General features: G+C 59.5%; 17 protein-coding genes. 1 reads left to right on the top strand and 16 read right to left on the bottom strand.

Annotation, left to right across the window (positions count from 1 at the left end; genetic code table 11):
- Positions 1-66 precede the first annotated feature (66 nt).
- Entirely contained in the window at positions 67-534 is a 468-nt protein-coding gene (locus tag GGD50_RS03790) for a DUF5680 domain-containing protein (RefSeq protein ID WP_107107751.1), read from the top strand.
- Between the two features lie 8 nt (positions 535-542).
- Here the strand turns inward: GGD50_RS03790 and GGD50_RS03785 are convergent, their stop codons facing one another.
- The 16 genes from GGD50_RS03785 to GGD50_RS03710 all read right to left on the bottom strand — a co-directional run bounded on the left by GGD50_RS03785 (position 543) and on the right by GGD50_RS03710 (position 18,555).
- Positions 543-1,226 carry an ABC transporter ATP-binding protein gene (locus GGD50_RS03785; protein ID WP_107108116.1) on the bottom strand — a complete coding sequence of 228 codons (684 nt, stop codon included), beginning with the start codon at positions 1,224-1,226 and terminating at the stop codon, positions 543-545.
- Between the two features lie 15 nt (positions 1,227-1,241).
- Positions 1,242-2,552, bottom strand: coding sequence for a lipoprotein-releasing ABC transporter permease subunit (locus tag GGD50_RS03780; RefSeq protein WP_107107750.1), 1,311 nt, complete (start codon positions 2,550-2,552; stop codon positions 1,242-1,244).
- 23 nt (positions 2,553-2,575) lie between these two features.
- Entirely contained in the window at positions 2,576-3,898 is a 1,323-nt protein-coding gene (gene proS, locus GGD50_RS03775; protein ID WP_107107749.1) for a proline--tRNA ligase, read from the bottom strand.
- Positions 3,899-4,537: 639 nt separating this feature from the next.
- Positions 4,538-4,816: a DUF1467 family protein gene (locus tag GGD50_RS03770; RefSeq protein ID WP_107107748.1), complete on the bottom strand. Its 279-nt coding sequence runs from the start codon at positions 4,814-4,816 to the stop codon at positions 4,538-4,540.
- Between the two features lie 106 nt (positions 4,817-4,922).
- Positions 4,923-5,348, bottom strand: coding sequence for a methylmalonyl-CoA epimerase (gene mce / locus GGD50_RS03765; RefSeq protein ID WP_107107747.1), 426 nt, complete (start codon positions 5,346-5,348; stop codon positions 4,923-4,925).
- Positions 5,349-5,379: 31 nt separating this feature from the next.
- Complete coding sequence (locus GGD50_RS03760) at positions 5,380-7,056, bottom strand: ribonuclease J (protein ID WP_107107746.1); 1,677 nt, start codon at positions 7,054-7,056, stop codon at positions 5,380-5,382.
- A 13-nt stretch (positions 7,057-7,069) separates the two neighbouring features.
- Entirely contained in the window at positions 7,070-7,834 is a 765-nt protein-coding gene (locus tag GGD50_RS03755) for a biotin--[acetyl-CoA-carboxylase] ligase (protein WP_107107745.1), read from the bottom strand.
- Positions 7,834-9,276: an NADH-quinone oxidoreductase subunit NuoN gene (gene nuoN, locus GGD50_RS03750; protein ID WP_107107744.1), complete on the bottom strand. Its 1,443-nt coding sequence runs from the start codon at positions 9,274-9,276 to the stop codon at positions 7,834-7,836. The genes GGD50_RS03755 and nuoN overlap by 1 nt, the downstream gene beginning before the upstream one ends.
- Positions 9,277-9,294: 18 nt before the next feature.
- Positions 9,295-10,806 (bottom strand): NADH-quinone oxidoreductase subunit M, encoded by a 1,512-nt coding sequence (locus GGD50_RS03745; RefSeq protein ID WP_107107743.1) that lies wholly within the window; start codon positions 10,804-10,806, stop codon positions 9,295-9,297.
- Entirely contained in the window at positions 10,806-12,800 is a 1,995-nt protein-coding gene (nuoL, locus tag GGD50_RS03740; RefSeq protein ID WP_107107742.1) for an NADH-quinone oxidoreductase subunit L, read from the bottom strand. The genes GGD50_RS03745 and nuoL overlap by 1 nt, the downstream gene beginning before the upstream one ends.
- 7 nt (positions 12,801-12,807) lie before the next feature.
- Positions 12,808-13,116, bottom strand: a complete 309-nt coding sequence (nuoK, locus tag GGD50_RS03735) for an NADH-quinone oxidoreductase subunit NuoK (RefSeq protein ID WP_004122490.1) — start codon at positions 13,114-13,116, stop codon at positions 12,808-12,810.
- 31 nt (positions 13,117-13,147) lie between these two features.
- Complete coding sequence (locus GGD50_RS03730; RefSeq protein WP_104822690.1) at positions 13,148-13,762, bottom strand: NADH-quinone oxidoreductase subunit J; 615 nt, start codon at positions 13,760-13,762, stop codon at positions 13,148-13,150.
- A 150-nt stretch (positions 13,763-13,912) separates the two neighbouring features.
- The gene (gene nuoI / locus GGD50_RS03725) at positions 13,913-14,404 is read right to left on the bottom strand and encodes an NADH-quinone oxidoreductase subunit NuoI (RefSeq protein WP_092710917.1); all 492 of its coding nucleotides are present in this window, start codon (positions 14,402-14,404) and stop codon (positions 13,913-13,915) included.
- Positions 14,405-14,444: 40 nt separating this feature from the next.
- Positions 14,445-15,488, bottom strand: coding sequence for an NADH-quinone oxidoreductase subunit NuoH (gene nuoH, locus GGD50_RS03720; protein WP_107107741.1), 1,044 nt, complete (start codon positions 15,486-15,488; stop codon positions 14,445-14,447).
- A 12-nt stretch (positions 15,489-15,500) separates the two neighbouring features.
- Positions 15,501-17,582 (bottom strand): NADH-quinone oxidoreductase subunit NuoG, encoded by a 2,082-nt coding sequence (gene nuoG, locus GGD50_RS03715; RefSeq protein ID WP_107107740.1) that lies wholly within the window; start codon positions 17,580-17,582, stop codon positions 15,501-15,503.
- A 244-nt stretch (positions 17,583-17,826) separates the two neighbouring features.
- A complete protein-coding gene (locus GGD50_RS03710; RefSeq protein WP_107108115.1) occupies positions 17,827-18,555 on the bottom strand; it encodes an NADH-quinone oxidoreductase subunit E in 729 nt (242 codons plus the stop codon).
- Positions 18,556-18,561: the final 6 nt, after the last annotated feature.

The following is an 18,561-nucleotide window of genomic DNA, read 5'->3' as shown; positions in this document are numbered from 1 at the left end:
CTATTTGTTCTTTACTTGTTATCAAAAGCGTGGCATTTTGATCCCTCATCATGGATGGAGAGGACCATGCCGGATCTTGCCGAGCTGAACGATTTTATTGTTGCCGCGAAGGCGGAAACCTATGTCGGCGATGGCGAGAGACTGCCGTCCTGCCGCAGTGGTTCGCATGATATCGGCTATGCCAGTGGCCGCTGGCGCTATCTCGACAGTTATTTCGGCGGCACGGATTTCGCCGGACAGGAGCTGATCTGGCTCGACGACGAACCGGTCTGGGCGATGAACTATTTCGGGCGGATCGTCGAGCGTGATCTGATCGACGCCACGGCTGCCGGGATGGTCATCAAGGCGGCGCTGATGCGGCTCTACCTGGATGAGAAACGCTTTCTCGGCGGTTACGAATTCGCGCATTCATTTGGCCATTATGTCGATCGCAGCACCGGTGGCTGCGATCATTTCATTGGCCATGAGGTCATCCTGGTGGACGGGCGCAAGGCGTATGAGCTGGATTACCGCGGCGGGCTGATCGTCCCGTAATTACACCGTCAGAATTCGACGACCTTGCCGTCTTGGATAGTCACACGACGGTCCATGCGTGCCGCCAGCTCGTGATTGTGCGTGGCGATCAGCGCTGCGAGCCCGGACTGGCGCACGAGCGCCTCAAGCGCGTCGAAGACATAATGCGCCGTATCGGGATCGAGATTGCCGGTCGGCTCGTCTGCCAAAAGCACCAGCGGTGCGTTGGCGACGGCGCGGGCAATGGCGACACGCTGCTGCTCGCCGCCGGAAAGCTCGGCCGGGCGATGCTCGGCACGGTGACCGATGCGCATATAGTCGAGAAGCTGGGCAGCGCGAGCGCTCGCCTCTTTCTTGGAGAGGCCGGAAATCAACTGCGGCATCATGATGTTTTCCAGCGCGGAAAACTCAGGCAGCAGATGGTGGAACTGATAGACGAAGCCGATCTCGCTGCGACGGACGGCGGTGCGCTTTTCATCGGACAGACCCTCGCAGGCCTGGCCGTTGATCGTCACCTCGCCACCATCAGGATGCTCGAGCAGGCCGGCGACATGCAGAAGCGTCGACTTGCCCGTTCCCGACGGCGCAACCAGCGCAACGATCTCGCCGCTGGTCAAGGCGAAATCGGCACCCTTCAGGATCGACAGCCGCGTTTCGCCCTGCCCGTAATGACGCTCCACGCCCGTAAGCTGGAGAACGACGTTGCGTTTGATCAAATGTGGAATTCCTTATTCGTACCGTAGCGCCTGCACCGGATCGAGCCGCGAGGCACGCCAGGCCGGAAAGATCGTGGCAAGGAAGGACAGCGTCAGCGCCATCACGATCACGGAGATGGTCTCGCCGAGATTCATTTGCGCCGGCAACTTGCTGAGGAAGTAGACCTCGGGATTGAAGATCACCGTGCCGGAAATCCAGGAGAAGAACTGACGGATCGATTCAATGTTGAGGCAGACAATAACGCCAAGCGCAACGCCGGCGACAGTGCCAACTACGCCGATCGCCGCCCCTGTCATGAAGAAGATGCGCATGATCGCCCCCGACGTCGCGCCCATGGTGCGCAAAATGGCGATATCGCTTCCCTTGTCCTTCACCAGCATGATCAGGCCGGAAATGATGTTAAGCGCAGCGACGATAACGATCAGCGTCAGGATCATGAACATGGTATTGCGTTCGACCTGCAATGCCGAGAAGAAGGTCTCGTTCACCTGCCGCCAGTCGGTCAGAAAGACCTGCCGTCCCGCGGCCGCTTCGATCTGCGGCCTGAGTTCGTCGACATCATCCGGGTTGCTGACGAAAAGCTCGATCTTCTCGACGATCCCTTCGACATTGAAATAGAGCTGCGCCTCCTCCAGCGGCATGAAGACCACGGAGGCGTCATATTCCGACATGCCGACTTCGAAGATGCCGGAGATCGTATAGGCCTTGACACGCGGATTAACCCCGAAGGGCGTCACGTCGCCATCCGGCGCAGTCAGTGTAATCTGATCGCCGACCGTCAGACCCAGTTGCCGTGCCAGGCGCGAACCGACCATGACGCCCTGGCCGGCGGTGAAGCCCACCATGTTGCCATCGACGATATGGTCCGAAACCGTCTTGAGCTTGGTGAAGTCTTCGGGCCGGATGCCGCGGACGAGCGCACCGGTGCCGGAACCGCCGCGACCGGAGGCAAGTGTTTCGCCTTCAACCAACGGCAAGGCCATGGTGACGCCAGGAACGGCAGCGAGTTTCTGCGCCAGCACGGCATAGTCATTCAGCGGCGTATCCACGGGCTGAACAACGACATGGCCGTTGAAGCCGAGAATCTGCTTGAAGAGCTCGGCGCGAAAACCATTCATGACCGCCATGACGATGATCAATGCCGCGACGCCGAGCATGATGCCGACCAAAGAGAAGCCGGCGATGACCGAGATCGACGCCTCCTTGCGCCGGGCGCGCAGATAGCGCCAGGCGACAAGCCGCTCGAAGCCGGAGAACGGACGCGATGACGGGCCGGTCTTGAAAGCCTTACCCTGCTGCTTCACTGCCGCGTCTGCCGCCATTCGCTTCTCATCCTATCGTTTTATCAGCCTGCCAGCCGATTGATCGCCGCTTCGATGGTCATCGTTTCGCGGGCGCCGGTCTTGCGGTCCTTGACTTCCACTTCGCCGTTCGCGACCGAACGCGGCCCGGCGATAATCTGCACGGGCACGCCGATCAGATCGGCAGTGGCGAATTTCGTTCCGGCGCGATCGTCCGTATCGTCAAGCAGGACATCCTTGCCGGCCTTCGAGAGCGCAGCATAGATCGTCTCGCAAGCTGCATCGCAGGCCTGATCGCCAGCCTTCATGTTGATCACGACGGCATCAAAGGGCGCGACCGAGGCCGGCCAGATGATTCCGTTTTCATCATGCGATGCTTCGATGATGGCGGGAACAAGGCGTGTCGGGCCAATACCGTAAGAACCCATGTGGACGGCATGTTCCTTGCCGTCGGGACCCTGCACTTTCGCGCCCATCGGCTCTGAATATTTGGTGCCGAAATAGAAGATATGGCCGACTTCGATACCGCGGGCCGACAGACGCTCGCCGTCCGGAATGGCGTTGAAGGCCGCCTCGTCGTGCATCTCCGAGGTCGCCGCATAAACCGACGTCCATTTGTCGAAGACGGCTTTCATGCCCGCGACATCGTCAAAATTCGTGTCTTCCGCGGGGATGTCGAAATTGACGAAATCCTTGTGGCAGAAGACCTCGGATTCGCCGGTGTCGGCGAGAATGATGAATTCATGACTGAGATTGCCGCCGATCGGGCCGGTGTCGGCGCGCATCGGAATGGCTCTAAGGCCCAGCCGATTGAAAGTGCGTAGATAGGCGGCGAACATCTTATTATAGGAGTGTACGGCACCCTCGAGCGTCAGATCGAAGGAATAGGCATCCTTCATCATGAATTCGCGCGAGCGCATGGTGCCGAAGCGCGGACGGATCTCGTCGCGGAACTTCAACTGGATATGATAGAGGTTCAACGGCAGGTCCTTGTAGGACTTGACGTAAGAACGGAAGATGTCGGTGACCATCTCCTCATTGGTCGGGCCGTAGAGCATTGGGCGCTCCTGACGGTCCTGGATGCGGAGCATCTCTTTGCCATAAGCGTCATACCGGCCGCTTTCCTGCCAGAGCTCGGCCGACTGCAGCGTCGGCATCAAGAGCTCGATGGCGCCGGCGCGGTTCTGTTCCTCGCGGATGATATTGTTGACCTTGTTGAGGATACGCTTGCCCAACGGCAGCCAGGAATAGATGCCTTGCGACTGCTGGCGGATCATGCCGGCACGCAGCATCAGCCGATGAGAAACAATTTCAGCCTCTTTGGGATTTTCCTTCAGAATGGGCATGAAGTAACGAGACAGACGCATGGGCTTATTCCAGATGGTTTGACGTTCCGCACCGGCGGAATCGTTAGAAATTAACTTCTGGAGGCGTTCATAACTGCTTCGGCGCAGGAAAGAAACCCGCATTTAACGCGAGTAAACCGGGCGAACACCCACAAACGCGGGCGAACCTCATATGTTTCTATAAATTCGAAAAAATGCACGTTTATAAGTATTTGACGGGGAAATCTGTCAACAGAAAAATTCTACGCGACTGTAGCAAAAATGCAAAAAAACAGATGACAAAGCTCAATCTTTGAGCTAATTTTAGCTCACAAAAGAGGCAAGAAGGTTAATTCTTGTCGTTTCGCGGTCAAGTCTTGGGAGGATCAGATCTTAGGCGCGCTCGTTCGCAGCCCCGGCAACGGATAAGGATCACGCGATACTTAAAAACAAGGCTTACAGCCTTGTTTTTTTTTGCTTTTCTACCTCATTTAACCATCAGCTTTTTAAGCGGGAAGGCTTTGAATCCTTCTTCTACCGCAGCCAAGCTGACGTAACGGAATCACCACCGTCGCGCCGCCTCTTTGCCTCAAATAGATGACAACGGTATGACGGATTGCACGCTATTCAATAGCGCATGATTTTCATCTACAGGTTGAAAAGAGTTTTTGGAAATAAACGTCAGCCATCGTAGCGCGGAATGATCGGCGGGATCGAGTCGAAGCCGAAACCCAAATAGTGCGAACTGATGTACCACGCAGCGTAGATCACGCCGGATACCAATGTCGTGATCAGCACCACCCTCAAACCGCGGAATTTCGTCGGCGCGCTTTCGACGGTGCCGAGGACCACCTGATTGTCTTCAGCCTGGGTGCGCATGCCGAAAGGCAGGATGGCGAAGAGCGTGATCCACCAGACAACGAAATAGACAGCGCATGTCGAAAAAATCTGCTGGACCATTATGCTTCCTCAAGACAGGCCTCAAACCGGCCTGCGCGCTCCTCGCCCTAACCCGCCTATAGAGCCAAAGCCTCCGCGTTTCAAAGTGCTGCTCAGCGCTCTAATGTCACACTGCTGTGCTGACATCAGCGCTCTGCTCAAGTTCAATGAGGGTTCCGAAGAAGTCCTTCGGGTGCAGGAAAAGCACCGGCTTGCCGTGGGCGCCGATCTTCGGTTCGCCATTGCCGAGCACGCGAGCGCCGGCCTCGATAAGGCGGTCACGCGCAGCCATAAGATCATCCACCTCATAGCAAATATGGTGCATGCCCCCGTCGGGATTCTTCGCGAGAAATGCCGAGATGGGCGAGGCGTCGCCAAGCGGTTCCAGTAGCTCGACCTTGGTGTTCGGCAATTCGATGAAGACGACGGTGACGCCATGTTCCGGCAAGAGCTGCGGCGCCGATACTTTGGCGCCAAGCGTGTCACGATAGGTGGCGGAAGCGGCGGCAATATCCGGAACGGCAATCGCGATATGGTTGATGCGCCCGAGCATGGCGTCCCTCCTCCCCGACCAGATAGTAACGCTATTGCCCAGTTACGCGGGTAATGAACACGGTCACGACCGGCTTCTTGCCCCAGCCATGGTTGGCCGCAGCGCGCACAGCCCGACGCGCGGCTTCCTGCACCATGTCGATATCCTTGCGGCGGGCGCGCGGGATGCTTTCGATGGCACTGACGATGGCATCGAAGAGCGTGTCTTCCATGTCCTCGCCCTCATCGTCATAGGCCGGAAGGCCGATAGCAACGAGATCGGGATCGCCGACGATATCATAACGGGCATCGAGCACGACATTCACAGCGACATGGCCGACATAGGAAAGCTTCTTGCGCTCGCCAATGCCCATCTCGTCGAAATCGCCGATCAGCGTGCCATCCTTGAAGATACGGCCATGCGGCGCCTCGCCGATCACCTCTACAGGACCCGGAGCCAGTCGCAATATGTCGCCATTGCGAACCCGCGGCACAATGGAAATGCCGGACTGTTCGGCCAGTTCTTTATGTGCGGTCAGATGCGTCGCTTCGCCATGCACCGGCACAACGACCTTCGGCCGCGTCCATTCATACATCCGCTGCAGCTCGTTGCGGCGCGGATGGCCGGAGACATGTACCAGTGCTTCGGCATCCGTCACGACATGCACGCCCTGCTCGGTGAGGCCGTTCTTGATATCCTGGATGGCCTTCTCATTGCCGGGAATAGCGCGCGATGAGAAAACGACGATATCGCCGGCGGCGAGCGCGACGTTGCGCATCTCGTCACGCGAAAGCTTGGCAAGCGCCGCGCGCGGCTCGCCCTGGCTGCCGGTCAGGATGACGACGACCTTGTCGCGCGGGATATAGCCATATTCATCTTCAGCGATGAACGGCTTGATGCCTTCCATGATGCCGATGTCGCGCGCGACATCGACGACACGCTTCAGCGAACTGCCGAGCAGCAAAATCTCGCGGCCCGCAGCCTCGGCAGCCTCGGCGATGGTGCGAATACGGCCGACATTCGAGGAGAAAGTCGTGATCGCTACTCGACCCTCTGCGTCCTCGATGATCTTGCGCAGGCTTTCGGAAACATCCTTTTCCGAGGGAGATACGCCGTCTCGCAGCGCATTGGTGGAATCGCACATCAGCGCCAGCACGCCTTCATCACCGAGCTGGCGGAAACGCGCCTCGTCGGTCAGTGGCCCGAGCGACGGCTCGTGATCGATCTTCCAGTCGCCGGTGTGGATGACATTGCCGACCGGCGTGCGGATCATCAGCGACATCGGTTCGGGAATGGAGTGATTGACGCCGACACCCTCGATGCTGAAGGGGCCGACATTGATGCGATCGCCAGCCTTGAACGGCGTGATCGGGATCTCGCCCATCGACTTTTCGTAGTCGCGCTTGGCTTCCAGCAGGCCGGCAGTGAAGGCGGACGCGTAGACCGGAACGTTCAGGCCCGGCCAGAGATCGTTCAGCGCGCCATAGTGATCCTCATGCGCATGCGTGATGATGATGCCCTTGAGGTTCTTGCGTTCCTTGGCGAGGAAACGAATATCGGGGAGCACAAGATCGACGCCCGGAAGGTCCGGACCGGGAAAGGTGACGCCGCAATCGACCATGATCCACTGGCGATGCTCAGGCGCGCCATAGCCGTAAAGCGCGAGATTCATGCCGATCTCGCCGACGCCGCCGAGTGGCAAAAACACCAGTTCGTCTTGGTTTGCCATATCTATCTTTTACCTACGATCTGAAAAAAACGTCGCCCGCGGCGATCGGCAAAATCTTGCCGCCGATATCGAGCATCAATAAGCCATTATCATCGATTCCGGCGAAATGGCCGGAAATCGAACGGTCCGGCAGATTCACGGTGATCTTTTCGCCGATGCCACAAGCGACCTCACGCCAGCGTGCGGTCACCTCGCGAACGCCTTTGCCGCTGTTCCAAACGGCCAATGCCTCGGCCATGGACGCGTAGAGATGCGCAAACAGTTCCTCCGGCGATACGGTCGAGCCATGCTCATGCAGGTAGGTGACCGGATAGAGCGGGTTTTCCGGTTTGACGGCAATATTGATCCCGATGCCGATCACCAGCGCATACCGTCCATCCGCAAGGGCCTCTCCCTCGATCAGAATGCCGCAGGTCTTCTTGCGGCCGATCAGGATATCGTTCGGCCATTTGACCTCGACGGGCTCCGCGGCCAGAGGCAGCACGCCACGCACCGCCTGATGCACGCCAATTGCGACAGCCAGCGGCAGGGAGCCGAGGCGGTCCATGGGGGCCGGATCGATCAGAAGAAGGGAAGCATAGAGATTGCCGCGTTCGGACACCCAAGGGCGCCCGCGGCGTCCGCGGCCGCCTGTCTGGCGGTCCGCTGTCACCCAGAGATTGCCGGCATCGCCTGCCCGCGCCCGCTCCAGGCATTCGCTGTTGGTGGACGCGGTCACTGAAAGGGCATCGTGCCGGAAGTCGGCGAGCGACTTCCGGCTGTTCATGTCAGACGCCATCAAAACAGCGTCGCGGCAGCGAGATCGGCCGCACCGCCGATAGCACCGCCGAAGAAGACGTAGGTGACGACGAAGAGACCCGAAAGGCCGAAGACCAGACGCAGCGAACCGGCAGTGCGGGTAAACTCGTCCTTGGCTTCATCGAACCACATCACCTTGATGACGCGCAGATAATAGTAGGCGCCGACGACCGATGCGAGAACGCCGATGATGGCGAGCGCATAGAGATGGGCCTGGATGGCTGCGACGAAGACAAAGTACTTTCCGAAGAAGCCGGCGAGCGGCGGGATGCCGGCAAGCGAGAACATCAGCGCCGTCAACACGACCGCCATGAACGGATTCGTCGTGGAAAGGCCGGCGAGGTCGTCGACGTTCTCAACCTGGCGACCATCCTTGCGGCGCATCGCCATGATGATGGCGAAGGAGCCGAGCGTCATGACCATGTAGATGACCATGTAAAGCATGACACCGGAGACGCCGGTCTTGTTGCCGGCAGCAAGGCCGACCAGCGCATAGCCCATGTGACCGATGGAGGAATAAGCCATCAGTCGCTTGAAGTTGCGCTGACCGATTGCGGCGAAGGAGCCGAGCAGCATCGAGGCGATCGAGATGAAGACGATGATCTGCTGCCAGTCGGCAAGCACCGGATGAAAAGCGGTGACCACGATACGGGTCAGGATCGCCATGGCCGCAACCTTCGGGGCAGCGGCAAAGAAGGCGGTGACCGGGGTCGGCGCACCTTCATAGACGTCCGGCGTCCACATGTGGAACGGCACGGCGGAAATCTTGAAGGCCAGGCCGGCGAGCACGAAGACCAGACCGAAGACGAGGCCGAGCGAACGGGTCTCAGCGCTGAGCGCGGTGGCGATGGCATCGAAGGTCGTGTGACCGGTGAAGCCATAGACCAGCGACATGCCGTAAAGCAGCATGCCCGAGGACAGCGCGCCGAGAACGAAATACTTCAGACCGGCTTCCGTCGACTTGACGCTGTCGCGGTTGATGGCAGCAACGACGTAGAGCGCCAGGGAGTGCAGCTCCAGCGACAGATAGAGCGAGATCAGGTCATGTGCCGAGATCATCAGCAGGATGCCGAGGGTCGCCAGCAGCAGCAGCACGGGGAATTCGAAACGATCGAGCTGCTGCTCGCGCGCATGCCCCATGCTCATGAACATGGCGACGATCGAGCCCACTAGGGCGACGATCTTCATGAAGCGCGAGAAGCCGTCGGCGAGGTAGGCGCCGCCGTAAGCCAGGCCTTCGCCGGGCACGAAGATGATCCAGAGACCGGCCACCGCAAGAACCGCAATGGCAAGACCGGTTACCGTCGGTCCCGACCGTTCGCCCGAGAAGACGCCAATCATGAGCAGCACAAGCGCACCGACCGCGAGGATGAGCTCCGGGATGGAAAGATGCAGGCTTGCAAGAATTGTGTCAGCAGTCATGTCGAATAAGTCCCGTCATCAATTCATCGACAGCGCAACATTCTGCGCGGCGTGCAGGGCTGCGGTGTAGTTGTTCACGAGCAGATCAACCGAAGCGGCCGTCGCATCGAAGATCGGAGCCGGATAGACGCCGAAGAAGATGGTCAGCGCGATCAGCGGATAAAGGATGAGCTGTTCGCGAGGCGACAGATCCAGCAGCTTCTTCAGGTTTTCCTTTTCCAGCGCGCCGAAAATGACGCGGCGGTAGAGCCAGAGCGCGTAAGCGGCTGAAAGAATGACGCCGGTGGCAGCGAAGAGTGCAACCCAGGTGTTGGCACGGAAGACGCCGATCAGGGTCAGGAATTCACCGATGAAGCCGGAGGTGCCGGGCAGACCGACATTGGCCATGGTGAAGACCATCATCGCGACGGCATATTTCGGCATGTTGTTGACCAGGCCGCCATACGCCGCGATCTCGCGGGTATGGGTGCGGTCGTAGACCACGCCGACGCAAAGGAAGAGCGCGCCGGAGACAATGCCGTGCGACAGCATCTGGAAGATCGCACCCTGAACACCCTGCTGGTTGGCCGCGAAAATGCCCATGGTGACATAGCCCATGTGCGCGACCGAAGAGTAGGCGATCAGCTTCTTGATGTCTTCCTGCATCATCGCCACGAGCGAGGTGTAGATGATGGCGATGACGGACAGAGCGTAGACGAGCGGCGCGAAATATTCCGACGCATTCGGGAACATGCCGATCGAGAAGCGGATGAGACCGTAGCCGCCGAGCTTCAGAAGAATACCAGCCAGGATGACCGAGCCCGCCGTCGGCGCCTGAACGTGTGCGTCGGGCAACCAGGTGTGAACCGGCCACATCGGCATTTTCACCGCGAAGGAAGCGAAGAAAGCCAGCCATAGCCATGTCTGCATCTGCGGCGGGAACTTGTAGGCGAGCAGCGTCGGGATGTCCGTCGTGCCGGCCTGCCAGTACATCGCCATGATGGCGAGCAGCATCAGCACCGAGCCGAGCAGCGTATAGAGGAAGAACTTGTAGCTAGCGTAGACGCGATCCTTGCCGCCCCAGACGCCGATGATCAGGAACATCGGGATCAGGCCGGCTTCGAAGAAGACGTAGAACAGCACGATATCCAGCGACGTGAACACGCCGACCATCATCGTCTCGAGGACGAGGAAGGCGATCATGTAGTCCTTCAGGCGTTTCTCGACCGAGAGCCAGCTCGCCAGCACGCAGAAGGGCATCAGGAAGGTCGTCAGGATGACGAACAGCATGGAAATGCCGTCGACGCCCATGTGATAGCTGATGCCGGAGCTCAGCCAGCCATGCTTCTCGATCATCTGGAAGCCCGGATTGGCGTTGTCGAAGCCAATCCAGACATACAGCGACACGACGAAGGTGAAGACCGTGGTCAGCAGCGATACGTTCAGGATGTTGCGGCGGCCGTTGGGTCCGTCATCCCGCATGAACAGCAGGAGAAGGACGCCCACCAGCGGCAGGAAGGTGACCGTTGAAAGAATAGGCCAATCGGTCATCAGAGGGAACTCCCGAGCATCATCCAGGTAACGAGGGCCGCAATACCGAGCAGCATCGCGAAGGCATAGTGATAGAGGTAACCGGTCTGCAGGCGGACGACGCGGTTGGTGACATCGACGACGCGGGCAGCAACACCGTTCGGGCCGAAGGTATCGATGACCCCGATATCGCCCTTCTGCCAGAGGAAGCGACCAAGCGCCTTGGCGGTACGGACGAAGAGGAAGTCATAGAGCTCGTCGAAGTACCACTTGTTCAAGAGGAACTCATAGAGAACGCGATGCTGCCGTGCGAGGACCTTCGGGGTCTCCGGCGACTTGATGTACATGTACCAGGCCAGCACGAAGCCGAGCAGCATGGCGATGAACGGGCTGATGCTCACCCAAGCCGGAACATGTTCCATCTCTTCGAAGATGTGGTTCGTGGGCAATGTGAACAGCGCGGTCTTCCAGAACTCGCCATAAGCCTCGCCGACGAAATCGCTTCTGTAGACCATACCGGCGAGGACAGCGCCAAGCGCCAGCAGATAGAGCGGGATCAGCATAACGTTCGGCGATTCATGCACGTGATGCATGACCTCGTGCGAAGCGCGGGGCTTGCCGAAGAAGGTCATGAAGATCAGGCGCCAGGAGTAGAAGCTGGTGAACAGCGCGGCGATGACCAAGAGCGTGAAGGCGAAGCCAGCGACCGAGCTGTGCGAAGCATAGGCAGCCTCGATGATCGCGTCCTTCGAGATAAAGCCGGCAAAACCGAAATGGGTGAAGGGAATGCCAACACCGGTGATCGCCACCGTGCCGATAATCATCATCCAGAAGGTCTTCTGGATATGCGGGCGCAGGCCACCCATGTAACGCATGTCTTGCTCGCCATCGACGGCGTGGATGACCGAGCCGGCGCAGAGGAAGAGCAGAGCCTTGAAGAAGGCGTGCGTGAACAGATGGAAGATAGCCGCGCCGTAAGCGCCGACGCCAAGGGCGACGAACATATAGCCGAGCTGCGAACAGGTCGAATAGGCGATGACGCGCTTGATATCGTTCTGCACCAGACCGACCGTCGCAGCGAAGAAGGCGGTGATCGCACCTATGACGGTAACGAAGGTCAGGGCGTCAGGCGAAAGTTCGAAGATCGGCGACATGCGGGCGACGAGGAAGACACCGGCGGTGACCATGGTCGCGGCATGGATGAGCGCCGACACCGGGGTCGGGCCTTCCATTGCGTCCGGCAGCCAAGTGTGCAGCAGGAATTGTGCCGACTTACCCATGGCGCCCATGAAGAGCAGCAGGCAGACGCCGGTCAGTGCATGCGCACGATCAAGATGCATGCCGAAGAGGTTGAGCACGATATCGCCCGGCTGACCACCCTGCCCTGCGGCAAAGCTCTGGGCGTTGCCGAAGATGACATCGAAGTTGATCGAGCCGAAGAGAACGAAGACACCGGCGATGCCGAGCACGAAACCGAAGTCGCCGACGCGGTTGACGATGAAGGCCTTGATCGCAGCCGCGGACGCCGAAGGCTTCTTGAACCAGAAACCGATGAGCAGATAGGAAGCCAGACCGACGCCTTCCCAGCCAAAGAACATCTGGGCAAGGTTGTCTGACGTCACCAGCATCAGCATGGCGAAGGTGAAGAGCGAGAGATAGGCGAAGAAGCGCGGACGATGCGGATCGTGATGCATGTATCCGATCGAGTAGACGTGAACGAGGGTCGAAACCGTGTTCACGACGATCAGCATCACCGAGGTCAGCGTATCGATGCGCAACATCCAGGAGACGTCGATGCCGCCGGACTGGATCCAGCGCAGCACTTCCACCTTGATCGGTTCGTCGGTGTGACCAAGCGCGACCGTGAAGAAGACGATCCAGGACAAAACCGCGGCGATGATCATCAAGCCGGTGGTGACGTATTCCGAGGCCTTGGCGCCGATCCCACGGCCGAAGAGGCCGGCAATGATCGCGCCGATCAGGGGAAGAAAGACGATAGCCTTATATAAAAACATAGCTGTATCAGCCCTTCATCACGTTGACGTCTTCGACCGCGATGGAACCGCGGTTACGGTAGAAGACGACGAGAATTGCAAGACCGATGGCCGCTTCGGCAGCAGCGACGGTCAGAATGAACAAAGCGAAGACCTGGCCGACGATATCGTTGAGGAACGACGAGAAGGCGACCATGTTGATGTTGACCGCAAGCAGGATGAGCTCGATCGACATCAGGATGATGATGACGTTCTTACGGTTCAGGAAGATGCCGAAAACGCCGAGTACGAAAAGGATGGCGCTGACCGTCAGGTAGTGGGAAAGTCCGATGACCATATTCTTGTTCCTTTGACCCTCGTGCCGCGCCTTAGACGCCCTGCCCCGGCTTGACCTTGACCACCTCGACGGCGGTCGCGGGCGTGCGGGCGACCTGTTGCGGAATGCTCTGGCGTCTGACGTGGGTGCGATGCCGCAGCGTCAGCACGATCGCGCCGATCATCGCGACCAGCAGCACAAGACCGGCGATCTCGAAGAAATAAACGTAGTTGGTATAGAGCACGTCGCCGAGTGCGGCGGTGTTCGTGCGGGTCGTCACTGCCGGGATCGGCATGGCAACCGACTTGGCGACAACAGGCGAAATCACGCTGCCGCCGATGACGACGATCAGCTCGGCGGCGAGAATGATGCCGATCAGCGCGCCGATCGGCGCATATTCCAGAATGCCGGCCCTGAGCTCGGAGAAGTCGATGTCGAGCATCATGACGACGAAGAGGAAGAGAACCGCGACGGCGCCGACATAGACGACCAGCAGGATCATTGCCAGGAATTCCGCCCCCATCAGGAGGAAGAGGCCGGCGGCATTAAAGAATACCAGGATGAGGAACAGGACCGAATGGACCGGATTCCGCGCCGAGATAACCATGAACGCCGACGCCACCGCGACAAAGGCGAAGATATAGAAAAAAAGAGCCTGCAGACCCATGTTGGTGCCTTTTTCGTCTTCCCCCGGGCAGCCGGGAGTGTCCCTGCCCGATGGGACTTGGCTGGACATGCGTCCGCCAAAGCCCCGGTCTCTATTCCACCGCGACGGCGACAATCTCAGCCGCCCGTCACGGCATATTCAAAATTCCGCTCAGCGGTACGGCGAGTCGATCGCGATGTTGCGCGCGATTTCGCGTTCCCAGCGGTCGCCATTTTCCAGAAGCCGCGCCTTATCGAAATAAAGCTCTTCGCGGGTTTCGGTGGCGAATTCGAAGTTCGGCCCTTCGACGATGGCGTCGACCGGGCAAGCCTCCTGGCAGAAGCCGCAATAGATGCACTTCACCATATCGATGTCATAGCGCACCGTGCGGCGGGTGCCGTCGTTGCGGCGCGGCCCGGCTTCGATGGTGATGGCCTGAGCAGGACAGATGGCTTCGCAGAGCTTGCAGGCGATGCAACGCTCTTCGCCGTTCGGATAACGGCGCAGCGCATGTTCGCCACGGAAGCGCGGGCTGACCGGCCCCTTTTCGAAGGGATAATTGATCGTCGCCTTCTGCTTGAAGAAATAACGCATCGACAAAAAGAATGCGCCGACGAATTCCTTGAGGAACAGCGAGCTGACGGCGTTGGAAATTCCGGCCATCTTCAACCTCCAAATCTGCTTGAAGCGAGGAACGACATCATCATGCCCATCCCGTCAGCTTCAGCACGAATGCAACGATAATGACCATGGCAAGCGACAGAGGCAGGAACACCTTCCAGCCGAGGCGCATGAGCTGGTCGTAGCGGTAGCGCGGCACGAATGCCTTGACCATCGCGAACATGAAGAAGACGAGGCACGACTTCAGCAGGAACCAGATGATGCCCGGGACCCAGTTGAGGATCCAGATATCCACCGGCGGCAGCCAGCCACCGAGGAAAAGGATCGTAGTCAGCGAGCACATCAGAACGACGGCAGCATATTCGCCGAGCATGAACATCATGTAGGGCGAAGAGCCATATTCAACCATGAAGCCGGCAACCAGCTCCGATTCCGCTTCCGGAAGGTCGAAGGGCGGACGGTTCGTTTCGGCGAGCGCCGAAATGAAGAACACGATGAACATCGGGAACAGCGACAGCCAATGCCAGTCGAGGAACGAAGCCGGCAGGCCGAGCTTGGTACCGAGGCCGGTCTGCTGCGACATGACGATATCGGTCAGGTTCAGCGAGCCGACGCAGAGCAACACGGTAACGATGACGAAGCCGATCGAGACTTCATAGGACACCATCTGCGCGGCGGAGCGCAGCGCGCCGAGGAACGGATACTTCGAGTTCGAAGCCCAGCCGCCCATGATGATGCCGTACACTTCGAGCGACGAAATCGCCAGAATGTAGAGAATGCCGACATTGATGTCGGCGATAACCCAGCCATGCGCCACCGGCACGACGGCCCAGGTGGAGAGCGCCAGGACCACGGAGACGAGCGGTGCCAGCAGGAAGACGGTCTTGTTGGCGCCGGCCGGGATGATCGGCTCCTTGACCATGAACTTCAAAAGGTCGGCGAAGGACTGGAACAGGCCGAAAGGACCGACGACGTTCGGGCCGCGGCGCAACTGAACCGCCGCCCAGATCTTGCGGTCGGCAAGAAGGATATAGGCGATGAAGATCAGTAGGCAGACCAGGAGCAACACGGACTGACCGATGATAATCAGCGCCGGCCAAAGATAGGTCGAAACGAATGAATCCATAGTCCTCTGCCCTTACTCTGCCGCAGCCTGGAAATTGTTGCGGGCCAATGCCGAGCACTCGGCCATAACAGCCGAGGCACGCGCTATCGGGTTCGTCAAATAGAAGTCTTTGATCGGCGAAGCAAACCCGGATTTACCCATCGCGCCAGCTTTTTTCGCGAGTGCGGCAATTTGGGCGCTATCGCCTTCGGCGATCTCGTCGATGCCTGCGAAATGCGGGAACGCAGCATAGAGCTTGGCACGCAATTCTCTCAGCGAATCAAAGGGAAGCTTCTTGCCGAGTACATCGGAAAGGGCGCGGATGATGGCCCAGTCTTCGCGAGCATCGCCCGGTGCGAAACCGGCGCGGTTGCCCATCTGAACGCGGCCTTCGGTGTTGACCCAGGTACCCGACTTTTCGGTGTAGGTGGCGGCCGGCAGAATGACGTCGGCATTGTGTGCGCCGTTGTCGCCATGCGAGCCGATGTAGACGGCGAACTTCGCGCCCTTGCGGGTGAAGTCGAGCTCGTCAGCGCCAAGCAGGAAGAGGACGTCCATCGAGGACAGCATCGCCGCAGCGTTGACGCCCTTTGCCCCCGGTACGAAGCCGAGATCGAGGCCGCCAACGCGGGACGCTGCCGTATGCAGTACAGCAAAGCCGTTCCAGCCATCCGTCACGACGCCGACAGCGGCAGCGAGCTTGGCGGCATTCGCCAGCACTTCGGCGCCGTCTTCGCGAATGAGAGCACCCTGGCCAATGATGATCATCGGCTTCTGTGCATTCTTCAGAACGTCGGCGAAGCCATGCGAACCGCTGACGACATCAGCCAGCGTATCCGGACCAGCGCCGAGATAGTCATAGGAGTAGCGCAGGTCGGCATGTTCGCCGATCACGCCGATCGGGAACTTGCCCTTGCGCCAGCGCTTGCGGATGCGCGAGTTCAACACGGCCGCTTCGAAGCGCGGCGTGGCGCCGATGATCAGCAGCGCGTCGGCAGCTTCGATGCCTTCGATGGTCGGATTGAAGATGTAGCTTGCGCGGCCAAGCGACGGATCAAGCGCCGTCCCGTCCTGGCGACAGTCGAGATTTTCCGATCCCAGCGACTTCAGCAGCTCCGAGAGCGCGTACATTTCCTCGACGGAAGCAAGATCGCCGGCGATCGCGCCGATCTTGTCGCCGCTGGTGGCGGCAACCGCGGACTTGATGGCGGCGAAAGCATCGCTCCAGGTCGCAGCCTGCAGGCGGCCGTCCTTGCGGACATAGGGCTTGTCCAGGCGCTGCGTCTTCAGGCCGTCCCAAATGAAGCGGGTCTTGTCGGAGATCCACTCTTCGTTGATCTGCTCGTTGACGCGCGGCAGAACGCGCATGACTTCGCGGCCGCGGGTGTCGACGCGGATGGCCGAGCCGAGCGCGTCCATGACGTCGATCGATTCGGTCTTGTTCAGTTCCCACGGACGGGCCGTGAAGGCGAAAGGCTTCGAGGTCAGCGCGCCGACCGGGCAGAGGTCGACGACATTGCCCTGCAGCTCGGAGGTCATTGCCTGCTCGAGATAGGTGGTGATCTCGGCGTCTTCGCCGCGGCCGATCAGGCCGAGTTCGGAAATGCCGGCGACTTCCGTCGTGAAGCGGACGCAGCGCGTGCAGTGGATGCAGCGGTTCATCACGGTCTTGACGAGCGGGCCGATATATTTGTCTTCAACGGCGCGCTTGTCTTCCTGATAGCGCGACGAGTCGATGCCGAAGGCCATGGCCTGGTCCTGCAGGTCGCATTCGCCGCCCTGGTCGCAGATCGGGCAATCCAGCGGGTGGTTGATCAGCAGGAATTCCATCACGCCTTCTCGGGCCTTCTTGACCATCGGCGTGTTGGTGAAGACTTCCGGAAGCTCGCCATTCGGGCCGCCGCGGATATCGCGCACGCCCATGGCGCAAGAAGCCTGCGGCTTCGGCGGGCCGCCCTTTACCTCGACGAGGCACATGCGGCAATTGCCGGCCACCGACAGTCGTTCATGGAAGCAGAAGCGCGGGACTTCGGCGCCGGCTTCCTCGCACGCCTGGATAAGCGTGTAGTGATCCGGAACTTCGATCTCTTTACCGTCAATCTTCAGTTTTGCCATCGTCCACTCAGTCCTATGTCACGTCTGCCGCCGTATATGGCCGCAGACAATTTCATGATCGCAACACCGTCTCGCCACCGGCGCGGCATTTGAGCCGCGTGGCACCGGTCTTGCTCACAATCACCTTTGCCGAACCTTGCCCCACAAGATCAGCATCTTGGCTGAGACATCACAGGCCGCGCCCGCAAGATGCTCACCGCCTCATTCACACCCTCGGCCGCTCGGGACGCAGCCGAAGAAACTCTCAACTCCGGCCTTTCGGCTGTAGCGCCATCGCCTGGCCAACCCAATCGTCGCGTCGGATACGGCCATCGAAACCGAGTTCCGCATCGATCCGCTCGACATCCGCCTCGTTCCAGGCGGCGATATCGGCAAAGCGCAGAATACCGCGCCCGTTCAAAACCTGCTCCAGCTTCGGACCGATGCCCGAAATCCGCTTCAGGTCATCCGTCTTCACGGCGACTTTGCTGCTGCGTGCAGGCGCCGTGGTCGGCTTTGCCGCAACCGGCTTTACGGCAACAACCTTGGCCTTGACTGGGGCCTTCGTGGGCGCCTTTGCCGGCTCCACCTTCACAGCAACGGGTTTCGGCTCGGCCTTCTGCACCCTCGCCGGCTTTACTGTCACCGGTTTGGCAGCAGGCGATGCCTTCACCGGCGTCGCCTCCCCTGCCACTTCGCTCTTTGCCGCCGGCTTTTCTTCCACAGCGACATTGTTCTTCTCGTCCAGCGAACCAGCGAACTTGTTGGTCGCCTCGACCGCGCTTTGCAGCGCGCCGAAGAATGCACCGGCCATTTGCGACGAGAAGCCGAACCCGATTGCGGTCGCCGCAGCAAATGCAGCAGCCGGATGTGCCATTAGCGGATTGATCGACAAGACTGGCGAATTCCGCAGCATATCCGCAGCAATACGGCCGAGATCAGCCGATGCATCGGCCACTCCGCTGTTCTGCCTTGTATCCGTGGTCTTCGCCATCATCGT

The sequence above is a fragment of the Martinezella paranaensis genome (assembly GCF_014200235.1).
Taxonomy (GTDB): Bacteria; Pseudomonadota; Alphaproteobacteria; order Rhizobiales; family Rhizobiaceae; genus Rhizobium; species Rhizobium paranaense.
Note: the sequence above shows the minus strand (reverse complement) of the source record. Positions and strands in the feature narration are given on the sequence as shown.

Excerpts from the sequence above, each read along its gene's own strand:
- GGD50_RS03790 (WP_107107751.1), top strand. The coding sequence starts at position 67 with ATGCCGGATCTTGCCGAGCTGAACGATTTTATTGTTGCCGCGAAGGCG.
- GGD50_RS03780 (WP_107107750.1), bottom strand. The coding sequence starts at position 2,552 with ATGGCGGCAGACGCGGCAGTGAAGCAGCAGGGTAAGGCTTTCAAGACC.
- proS (WP_107107749.1), bottom strand. The coding sequence starts at position 3,898 with ATGCGTCTGTCTCGTTACTTCATGCCCATTCTGAAGGAAAATCCCAAA.
- GGD50_RS03770 (WP_107107748.1), bottom strand. The coding sequence starts at position 4,816 with ATGGTCCAGCAGATTTTTTCGACATGCGCTGTCTATTTCGTTGTCTGG.
- mce (WP_107107747.1), bottom strand. The coding sequence starts at position 5,348 with ATGCTCGGGCGCATCAACCATATCGCGATTGCCGTTCCGGATATTGCC.
- GGD50_RS03760 (WP_107107746.1), bottom strand. The coding sequence starts at position 7,056 with ATGGCAAACCAAGACGAACTGGTGTTTTTGCCACTCGGCGGCGTCGGC.
- GGD50_RS03755 (WP_107107745.1), bottom strand. The coding sequence starts at position 7,834 with ATGGCGTCTGACATGAACAGCCGGAAGTCGCTCGCCGACTTCCGGCAC.
- nuoN (WP_107107744.1), bottom strand. The coding sequence starts at position 9,276 with ATGACTGCTGACACAATTCTTGCAAGCCTGCATCTTTCCATCCCGGAG.
- GGD50_RS03745 (WP_107107743.1), bottom strand. The coding sequence starts at position 10,806 with ATGACCGATTGGCCTATTCTTTCAACGGTCACCTTCCTGCCGCTGGTG.
- nuoL (WP_107107742.1), bottom strand. The coding sequence starts at position 12,800 with ATGTTTTTATATAAGGCTATCGTCTTTCTTCCCCTGATCGGCGCGATC.
- nuoK (WP_004122490.1), bottom strand. The coding sequence starts at position 13,116 with ATGGTCATCGGACTTTCCCACTACCTGACGGTCAGCGCCATCCTTTTC.
- GGD50_RS03730 (WP_104822690.1), bottom strand. The coding sequence starts at position 13,762 with ATGGGTCTGCAGGCTCTTTTTTTCTATATCTTCGCCTTTGTCGCGGTG.
- nuoI (WP_092710917.1), bottom strand. The coding sequence starts at position 14,404 with ATGGCCGGAATTTCCAACGCCGTCAGCTCGCTGTTCCTCAAGGAATTC.
- nuoH (WP_107107741.1), bottom strand. The coding sequence starts at position 15,488 with ATGGATTCATTCGTTTCGACCTATCTTTGGCCGGCGCTGATTATCATC.
- nuoG (WP_107107740.1), bottom strand. The coding sequence starts at position 17,582 with ATGGCAAAACTGAAGATTGACGGTAAAGAGATCGAAGTTCCGGATCAC.
- GGD50_RS03710 (WP_107108115.1), bottom strand. The coding sequence starts at position 18,555 with ATGGCGAAGACCACGGATACAAGGCAGAACAGCGGAGTGGCCGATGCA.